Source organism: Cupriavidus basilensis (genome assembly GCF_029335485.1).
GTDB classification, from domain to species: Bacteria; Pseudomonadota; Gammaproteobacteria; order Burkholderiales; family Burkholderiaceae; genus Cupriavidus; species Cupriavidus basilensis_E.
The window spans coordinates 35,789-43,138 of the sequence record NZ_JARJLM010000430.1; the positions used below are offsets into that span (position 1 = coordinate 35,789).

Here is a 7,350-nt window from a genome sequence, read left to right on the forward strand (position 1 = left end):
CGCGGCGGCCGGCAAGGCACGCCCGCGAGAGTGGCAAGAGTAAAGTGAATCCAGGACAAAACGCATGACGCAAAATCAGCCGCAGTCGCAGTCGCAGGGACCATCGCAAGGCCAGCCCCAGTTCGTGCTCGCGCTCGACCAGGGCACCAGCAGCTCGCGCGCCATCCTGTTCGACCACGCCGGCAACGTGGTGCGGGTCGCCCAGCGCGAATTCCGGCAATATTACCCGCACCCCGGCCATGTCGAGCACGATCCCTACGAGATCTGGCAATCGCAGCTGGCGGTGGCGCACGAGGTGCTGAACGATGCCGGCGTCTCGGCCAGCCAGGTGCGCGCCATCGGTATCACCAACCAGCGCGAGACCACCGTGCTGTGGGACCGGCAGACCGGCGAGCCGATCGGGCGCGCGCTGGTCTGGCAGGACCGCCGCACCGCGCCGATGTGCGAGGCGCTGCAGGCCGAGGGCCACGGCGACCTGTTCCGCGACAGGACCGGCCTGATCATCGACGCCTATTTCTCCGGCACCAAGCTGCGCTGGATGCTGGACAACACCGAGGGCGCGCGCGAGCGCGCCGCGCGCGGCGAGCTGGCCTTCGGCACGGTCGACAGCTGGCTGATCTGGCAACTCACCGACGGCCAGCGCCACGTCACCGATGTGTCGAACGCCTCGCGGACCATGCTGTTCAACATCCACACCTTCCAGTGGGACGACGCCCTGCTCGGCCTGCTCGACATCCCCCGCAGCCTGCTGCCCGAGGTGGTGCCCTCCAGCGGCGAGGTGGCGCGCACGGCGCTGCGGCTGTTCGGCGCGGAAATCCCGATTGCCGGTATCGCGGGCGACCAGCAGGCCGCCACCTATGGCCAGGCCTGCCTTGCGCCCGGCATGGCCAAGAATACCTACGGCACCGGCTGCTTCCTGCTGATGAATACCGGCTCGCAGCCGGTGAGCTCGCATAACCGCCTGCTGACCACCATCGGCTGGCAGCTGGGCGGCACGGCGCCGGCCGCCAGCCGCACCCAGTACTGCCTGGAAGGCGGCGTGTTCATGGGCGGCGCCACCATCCAGTGGCTGCGCGACGGCCTGCAGATCATCAACAGCGCGCCCGAGGTGGAGCCGCTGGCACGCCAGTGCGACGATACCGACGGCGTGGTGCTGGTGCCGGCTTTCGCCGGCCTGGGCGCCCCGCACTGGGACCCGTTCGCGCGCGGCACGCTGGTGGGCCTCACGCGCGGCACCGGCCGCCCGCATATTGCCCGCGCCGCGCTGGAATCGATCGCGCTGCAGAGCGTGGACGTGCTGGACGCCATGCAGAAAGACGCCGGCATCTCGCTGGCCGAACTGCGCGTCGACGGCGGCGCCTCGCGCAGCGACCTGCTGATGCAGATGCAGGCCGACCTGCTCGGCACCGTCGTGGTGCGCCCGCGCGTGACCGAAACCACCGCGCTCGGCGCCGCCTACCTGGCGGGGCTCGCCACCGGCTTCTGGAGCGGCGAGGACGAAATCGCCAGCCAGTGGCAGGTGGAGCATCGCTTCGAACCCAATCTCTCGGCCGATGCGCGCGCGTATCGGCTATGGCGCTGGCATCGCGCGGTGGACCGCGCCCGCGACTGGGCGCGCGAAGACGGCGCGCCGCCGCATCCGGCGCATTGAGCGCGGCCTGACCGTCACCGCGCGACCGGCGCCACGCAATCAGCGCCCGCCCCGGGCACTCGCATCAGACAAGGAATCATGCAGACACAGTCAATCCCCACCCTGCCGCCGCAGCGCGCCGCCCTGCTCGCTACCCTCGAGCGCGAGACGAAGTGGGACGTGATCGTCATCGGCGGCGGCGCCACCGGTCTCGGCACCGCGGTGGACGCCGCTTCGCGCGGCTACCGCACGCTGCTGGTGGAAGCCGCGGACTTCGCCAAGGGCACCTCCAGCAAGGCCACCAAGCTGGTCCACGGCGGCGTGCGCTACCTGGCCCAGGGCAATATCAGCCTGGTGCGCGAGGCGCTGCACGAGCGCGGCCTGCTGGCGCGCAACGCGCCCCACCTGGTATGGCCGCTCGGTTTCGTGGTGCCGGCCTACCAGCTGTTCGACCAGCCCTTCTACGGCATCGGCCTGAAACTCTACGACATGCTGGCCGGCGGGCTCAACCTGTCCGGCAGCCGCTGGCTCAACCACCGCGAAACGCTGGCGGCGGCACCGACCCTGGCCGAGCATGTGGGCGGACGGCCCCTGCGCGGCGGCAACCTGTACTTCGACGGGCAGTTCGATGACGCCCGCCTGGCCATCGCGCTGATGCGCACGCTGTTCGATGTGGGCGGCACGGCCATCAATTACCTGCGCGTGAGCGGCTTATCGCAGCGCAACGGCGTGATCGACGGCGTGACGGTGAAGGACGTGCTGGGCGACGCCAGCTTCGAGCTGAAGGCATCCTGCGTGATCAACGCCACCGGTGTGTGGGTCGACGCCATCCGCCAGATGGAAGACGGCCACGCGCGCAGCATGGTGGCGCCCAGCCAGGGCGTGCACCTGACCCTGCCGCGCAGCTTCCTGCCCGGCGACCGCGCCATCCTGATTCCCAAGACCGACGACGGCCGCGTGCTCTTCGTCGTGCCCTGGAACGGCCACACCATCGTCGGCACCACCGACACGCCGCGCCAGGACCTGCCGCTGGAGCCGCGCGCCGGTGCCGATGACGTCGATTTCATCCTGGAGACCGCCGCCCGCTACCTGTCGCGCACGCCCACCCGCGCCGATGTGACCAGCGTCTGGGCCGGCCTGCGCCCGCTGGTCAAGGCCACCGGCGAAGCCTCCACCGCCTCGCTCTCGCGCGAACACACCATCCTGGTCTCCAAGGCCGGCCTGATCACCGTCACCGGCGGCAAATGGACCACCTATCGCAAGATGGCCGAGGATGTGGTGGGGACCGCCATCGAGCGCCAGATGCTGCGGGCCGCGCCGTGCGTGACCGCCGAACTGCCGCTCCATGGCGCGCAGGGGCTGCCGGTCGACCTGCCGCCAGCCGGCAGCGGCTCGCCCGACCGCTACTACGGCAACGAACTCGGCATGCTGCGCGCCCTGCCCGGCAACGACGAGTTGCTGGTGCCGGGCTCCGGGCTGACTGCCGCCCATGTCCGCTTTGCCGCGCGCTATGAACTGGCGCGGCGGGTGGAGGACGTGCTGGCGCGGCGCAATCGAGCGCTGTTCCTGGAGGCCGGCGCCGCCAGCGCCGCCGCGCCCCGGGTGGCGGCAATCCTGGCCGAGGAACACGGCCACGATGCGGCCTGGCAGGCCGCCGAGGTGGAAAGCTTCCGGACCCTGGCAAACGGCTATCTGCTGGCCTGAGGCACCGGGGCCCGGGCCGGGACGGGTCGCTGCCGGTCACCGCGGGGAACGAAGGCTGCGCGCCCGGCGCCCACTTGTGGGTCCCCAGGGGCAGCGAGGCCATGCTCGAAGACCTGACGCAGGGCGAGAACGCACCGCCGGCCTACCGCCAACTGCCGCGCCGCCAGGTAGGCCGGCCACGGCCCGCGAGGCCGCCCCTGACCGCCCGCATCAGAACAATTTGGGTGCTGGCGCCCGGCCGAGCGATAATGCGGGTTATCGAATCAGGGAGAACACCATGGACGAGATTGATGATCTGTCCGATCTGCCGATGCCCCGCTTTATCTGGGGCTTCGCCATCTTCACGCCCAAGGGCGGGGAGGTGATGCATGACGAGTTTGAATATCTGACCCACACCCGCAGCCCGCGCTTCACATGCCGGGTCGTGGAGCTGGAGGATATGCCGGCCGACAGCGAGGAAAGCGGCATCGACGGGCGCATCGTGCATTACGATGAGCCAGGCCGCCTTTTCTACATCACCGACGCCGGCCTGGCGCTGGTGAACTTTGAATTGTTCGACAACCTGCCGGACAAGAACAAGCTCAAGAAAGTCTGCGACGAGGCCATCGAGAACTGGCTGCTGCGCCGGGACTTCCTCGACTCGGAAGAAGGCGAAGAGGACTGAGCGGCATTTGGCCGAGCCTCGTTTGCCCTGCATCCCCCCGGTGGCGGCGCCCTTGCGGGCCGTCGCTATCATGCAAAACGCCCGCTGAGATCCAGCGGGCGTTTTGTGTTCAACTCCCCAGGTCCCGCCGTCCGCAGATGCATGAGATCGAAAAATCACATACCCCCACGTCCACGGCCCGGGCTCAGGCCGACCGGTATCAGCCTGCCGCGTCTTCCGCCGGCAGGCCGCGTTCCAGCGCTTCCTTGAGCAGGCCGCTCATGCCGCCGGCATGCGCCGGCGCCAGGGCCTGCAGGCGCTTGACCAGTTCGCCGTCGAGCTTGCAGGCGAACGGCACCAGGCCCTGTTCCTGATCGAGGCGACGCTGTTCGCGGCGATCGACCTTGGCCGGGCCGGTATCGCGCCCGGCACGGACGGCCGCTGACAGCTTCAGGCTGTTGGCGAGTTTCAGCGCTTTGTTCTTTTCGAGGTCGGTCTTTTTCACGGCATGTTCCGCTAGAGTCAGTCTGGGGCGGTATTGTACGCAGGTCGGCGGCGGGGCTGTCCCTGTATCTCGCACTGCGGACGCGAGCACGCCATCCCGGCGCCGGGTACCGCTGCCCTACTCCGGGTCCCGCACCTCGATCAGGTCCGCCGCCACGCGCTCTATTTCCGCGTAGACGAAAAGCGCGTCATCAGGACCGGTGCATCCCACCCCGGTCGCGCCGGCTTCGTCAGCACCAGGGGGATGGAAAACAAAGGCCATGCCAGGCTGCCACCTCGGATCGTTCTTCAGGCTTTCATTGAGGATGGCCAGATACTGGCTCCGAGTGAATACGTGCTTTGACATCACCACCTCCAATAATTTGTCGCGATCGTAGCATGACGCGGCCTCCAGGCCGGGTGAGCCTTGATTCACGCGCGGACATCGCGCATGCGACGATCGCGACGCCTTGCCGGAATCGAGCCCGGCCGGCCCGGATCGATGCCGGATCGCGGCCGCGTCGATAAGACATGGCCAAGACAACGATAAGGCAAAGGAAGAGACAAACGATAAGAAGCGCCTTCTTGGCCCGCGCAGCGCGAAATGACCGTGCAGGACCTGCTGCGCCACACCTCGGGACTGACCTACGGCGTGTTCGGCAGATCGCTGGTCAAGGATGAGTACAAGCGCCCGGACGTGGACGCTGCCGAGCAAAGCAATGTTGAATTCATCGCCCGTCTCGTGCGCCTGCTCTCGCCGAAGACCGTGGCCTATATGACCGCCGACCACCTCGGCCCCATCCGCGCCGATTCGCAACAGCGCGGGCCTGCCTATCTGCCGGGACCGGGCTACGGTTTCGGGCTGGGATTCGGTACACGCACCAGCGCCGGCGAATCGGCCACGCCGGGCTCCGTCGGCGACTACTACTGGGGCGGAGTCGGCGGCACCTACTTCTGGGTCGGCCCGCGCGAGAAGACCGTGGCGATCTGGATGATGCAGGCCCCCGGCCAGCGCGAGCACTACCGCGCCTGGTTCAGGAACGCGGTGTACGCCGCCATGACGCCGTGATACGCCCGGTGGTCACTGGCCGCATGAAAACTAGAGCGCAGTAACCGATTCCCCCGGCACCAGCCCGTTGATGATGTCCTCGCCGAACTTCACCGCGCCGCGACGGGCGGTGCCGATATTGTCCCAGGGCGCCGCGGTGAGGCGAAACACGCGCGAGCGCTCGGTACCCGGCTCATGGCCCTCGCGGCAGATCACAACGGAGGCATTGAAGCTGCGGTCCGGCCTGCGCTCCGGCCAGGTGCGTTCAGCCTGGTGGCGATAGATCAGCGGGTAGAGATCGAAACCCTTGTAGCGGGTGAAAGGTCCAGTGTCCAACGTGCGCTCCCGAGATGATGGTTGGTTTGCAGGTACAGCCGTTCGTGGCGCCGCACCTCCGCGGGTTTCGCCTTGCCCTGTTGCCGGGCAATAACGGGAATTGCGTTCAGCCTTCAGCCTGCACGGACCAGCCGGGGCCCTTGCCGTTCTTGTCGCTCTCGTGCCGCCAGCGGCATCCGCAGTCGGCGCAGGTGTACGTGGCAAAGGTGATCGCGGGCTCGCCGCGCCGCTTGATGCGCTGCGTATCCGTCAATAGCAGCCGGGGATGTCCTGTACCGCCAGTCGAGCCCGGACGGATCTGCGCGCAGGCCTCGCACATGCTCATCGTTGCTCCCGCGCCTGGCGCCACGGGGCGGCTACCTGTCAGCCGCCATCGCCTTGAGCTGGGCGTCGCCAGCCACGCGCGCGGCATCCGATGTCGTGAATGTATCGTCGGAGACGATCGTGCGCCTGACCTGCCGCGCGGCGAAATCGACCAGGGTGATCACCCACACATAGCGCCCCGCCTGGGGCGCCGTCTGGACAATGGCCTGCAGATGCTGCGTGGAATCGTTTGCCATGATGCTCCTCCGGAGGATCGCATCAGGGCACTTTAGCACGAGTTGCGGATGAGGCCGGACTGCCAACGCTCGCCATCGCCATCGGGCGCCTGGCGATGCAAGGCGCCCGCGGAATCGCCCGATGGCATACTCACCCGCTCAATGCTCGAAATCGAGCCCGCCGATCAGTACCGTAGGATCCGCTTGCGAGCGCGACCCGAAATCGATCTGGCGCGGTATCTGCCACGCGTGAATCTTGCCGGCAAGCGCCGCCAGATAGTGCTCGAACTTCGCATCGCCGCCGGTGGCGAACAGCGCCTCGACTTCCAGGCCGTCCCACGACAGGTAGACGTTCAACGGATGCGAAAATCGCCGCGACTCGTCGAAGGGTTCGCCGGAAATGCGCAGCCTGGCTGGCCGGCCAGGCTTGTCGTCCGCGATGACCTCGACGCGAATCCGGTGCTTGAACAGGCTGGCGATCGCCTCGGCGATGCGCGGGGCAAATTCCGCGTCGAAGCGCGCTGCAATATCATGGCTCACTGGTTTGTCTCATCCTGATCTTTTAGGAATCGTAGCACGGCGGGTTCGCCGCGCCGGGCCGCGAACCCGCGCGCATATTCGTGCCGGGGACAGCCGGGCACGCCGGCGCCGAACGGAAACGATGGAAACTCTTGTTGACCCGCCCTGCTGCCGACCTATACTAAAAGCCTGCCGACCGAGACACGCCGTAGCAAGGCGAAGGTAAGCCGGCAGGAGATCCTCTGGCCAGCATGCCAGTGAGATCGAGCATGCCGTAATGGCATGCAAGTCCGAACCGGATCCCAGTGCGTTTGCCGACCCGGTTCGGACCCCTTGCCGCGTTTGCCGGTTGGCCGGCCTGGCGGCAGATGGAAAGAAAAGCACCTCTCCGAGGTGCTTTTTTATTGCCCGGAGCCACACCCTGCGTTGAGGCGTGAATGCCTCGGCG

Annotated in this window: 10 protein-coding genes; 4 read left to right on the forward strand and 6 right to left on the reverse strand. The window is 67.6% G+C overall.

Going from position 1 to position 7,350, the window contains the following annotated elements; translation table 11 throughout:
- Positions 1–64 precede the first annotated feature (64 nt).
- The 3 genes from glpK (at position 65) to P3W85_RS25780 (ending at position 3,998) form a co-directional block, all read left to right on the forward strand.
- Positions 65–1,651, forward strand: coding sequence for a glycerol kinase GlpK (gene glpK, locus P3W85_RS25770; protein ID WP_276266839.1), 1,587 nt, complete (start codon positions 65–67; stop codon positions 1,649–1,651).
- 78 nt (positions 1,652–1,729) lie between these two features.
- Positions 1,730–3,334, forward strand: a complete 1,605-nt coding sequence (locus P3W85_RS25775) for a glycerol-3-phosphate dehydrogenase/oxidase (RefSeq protein WP_276266840.1) — start codon at positions 1,730–1,732, stop codon at positions 3,332–3,334.
- Between the two features lie 277 nt (positions 3,335–3,611).
- Positions 3,612–3,998, forward strand: a complete 387-nt coding sequence (locus tag P3W85_RS25780; RefSeq protein ID WP_017226229.1) for a hypothetical protein — start codon at positions 3,612–3,614, stop codon at positions 3,996–3,998.
- 199 nt (positions 3,999–4,197) lie between these two features.
- Here the strand turns inward: P3W85_RS25780 and P3W85_RS25785 are convergent, their stop codons facing one another.
- Positions 4,198–4,482, reverse strand: coding sequence for a hypothetical protein (locus P3W85_RS25785; protein ID WP_017226228.1), 285 nt, complete (start codon positions 4,480–4,482; stop codon positions 4,198–4,200).
- 117 nt (positions 4,483–4,599) lie between these two features.
- Positions 4,600–4,827, reverse strand: a complete 228-nt coding sequence (locus tag P3W85_RS25790) for a hypothetical protein (protein WP_017226227.1) — start codon at positions 4,825–4,827, stop codon at positions 4,600–4,602.
- Positions 4,828–5,064: 237 nt separating this feature from the next.
- On the opposite strand from P3W85_RS25790, the gene P3W85_RS25795 reads away from it, so the two are divergent.
- Positions 5,065–5,529: a hypothetical protein gene (locus P3W85_RS25795; RefSeq protein ID WP_346430291.1), complete on the forward strand. Its 465-nt coding sequence runs from the start codon at positions 5,065–5,067 to the stop codon at positions 5,527–5,529.
- A 30-nt stretch (positions 5,530–5,559) separates the two neighbouring features.
- On the opposite strand, the gene P3W85_RS25800 is transcribed toward P3W85_RS25795, so the two are convergent.
- From P3W85_RS25800 to P3W85_RS25815, 4 genes are all read right to left on the reverse strand, one after another.
- Positions 5,560–5,844 carry a hypothetical protein gene (locus P3W85_RS25800; protein ID WP_017226225.1) on the reverse strand — a complete coding sequence of 95 codons (285 nt, stop codon included), beginning with the start codon at positions 5,842–5,844 and terminating at the stop codon, positions 5,560–5,562.
- 106 nt (positions 5,845–5,950) lie between these two features.
- A complete protein-coding gene (locus P3W85_RS25805) occupies positions 5,951–6,169 on the reverse strand; it encodes a hypothetical protein (RefSeq protein WP_035810373.1) in 219 nt (72 codons plus the stop codon).
- A gap of 31 nt (positions 6,170–6,200) precedes the next feature.
- Positions 6,201–6,404, reverse strand: a complete 204-nt coding sequence (locus P3W85_RS25810) for a hypothetical protein (protein ID WP_017226223.1) — start codon at positions 6,402–6,404, stop codon at positions 6,201–6,203.
- Between the two features lie 138 nt (positions 6,405–6,542).
- Positions 6,543–6,923, reverse strand: a complete 381-nt coding sequence (locus P3W85_RS25815) for a DUF5594 family protein (protein WP_276266841.1) — start codon at positions 6,921–6,923, stop codon at positions 6,543–6,545.
- Positions 6,924–7,350: the final 427 nt, after the last annotated feature.

Coding starts and splice junctions, on each gene's coding strand:
- P3W85_RS25805 (WP_035810373.1), bottom strand. CDS start 6,169: ATGAGCATGTGCGAGGCCTGCGCGCAGATCCGTCCGGGCTCGACTGGC.
- P3W85_RS25775 (WP_276266840.1), top strand. CDS start 1,730: ATGCAGACACAGTCAATCCCCACCCTGCCGCCGCAGCGCGCCGCCCTG.
- glpK (WP_276266839.1), top strand. CDS start 65: ATGACGCAAAATCAGCCGCAGTCGCAGTCGCAGGGACCATCGCAAGGC.
- P3W85_RS25790 (WP_017226227.1), bottom strand. CDS start 4,827: ATGTCAAAGCACGTATTCACTCGGAGCCAGTATCTGGCCATCCTCAAT.
- P3W85_RS25810 (WP_017226223.1), bottom strand. CDS start 6,404: ATGGCAAACGATTCCACGCAGCATCTGCAGGCCATTGTCCAGACGGCG.
- P3W85_RS25780 (WP_017226229.1), top strand. CDS start 3,612: ATGGACGAGATTGATGATCTGTCCGATCTGCCGATGCCCCGCTTTATC.
- P3W85_RS25795 (WP_346430291.1), top strand. CDS start 5,065: ATGACCGTGCAGGACCTGCTGCGCCACACCTCGGGACTGACCTACGGC.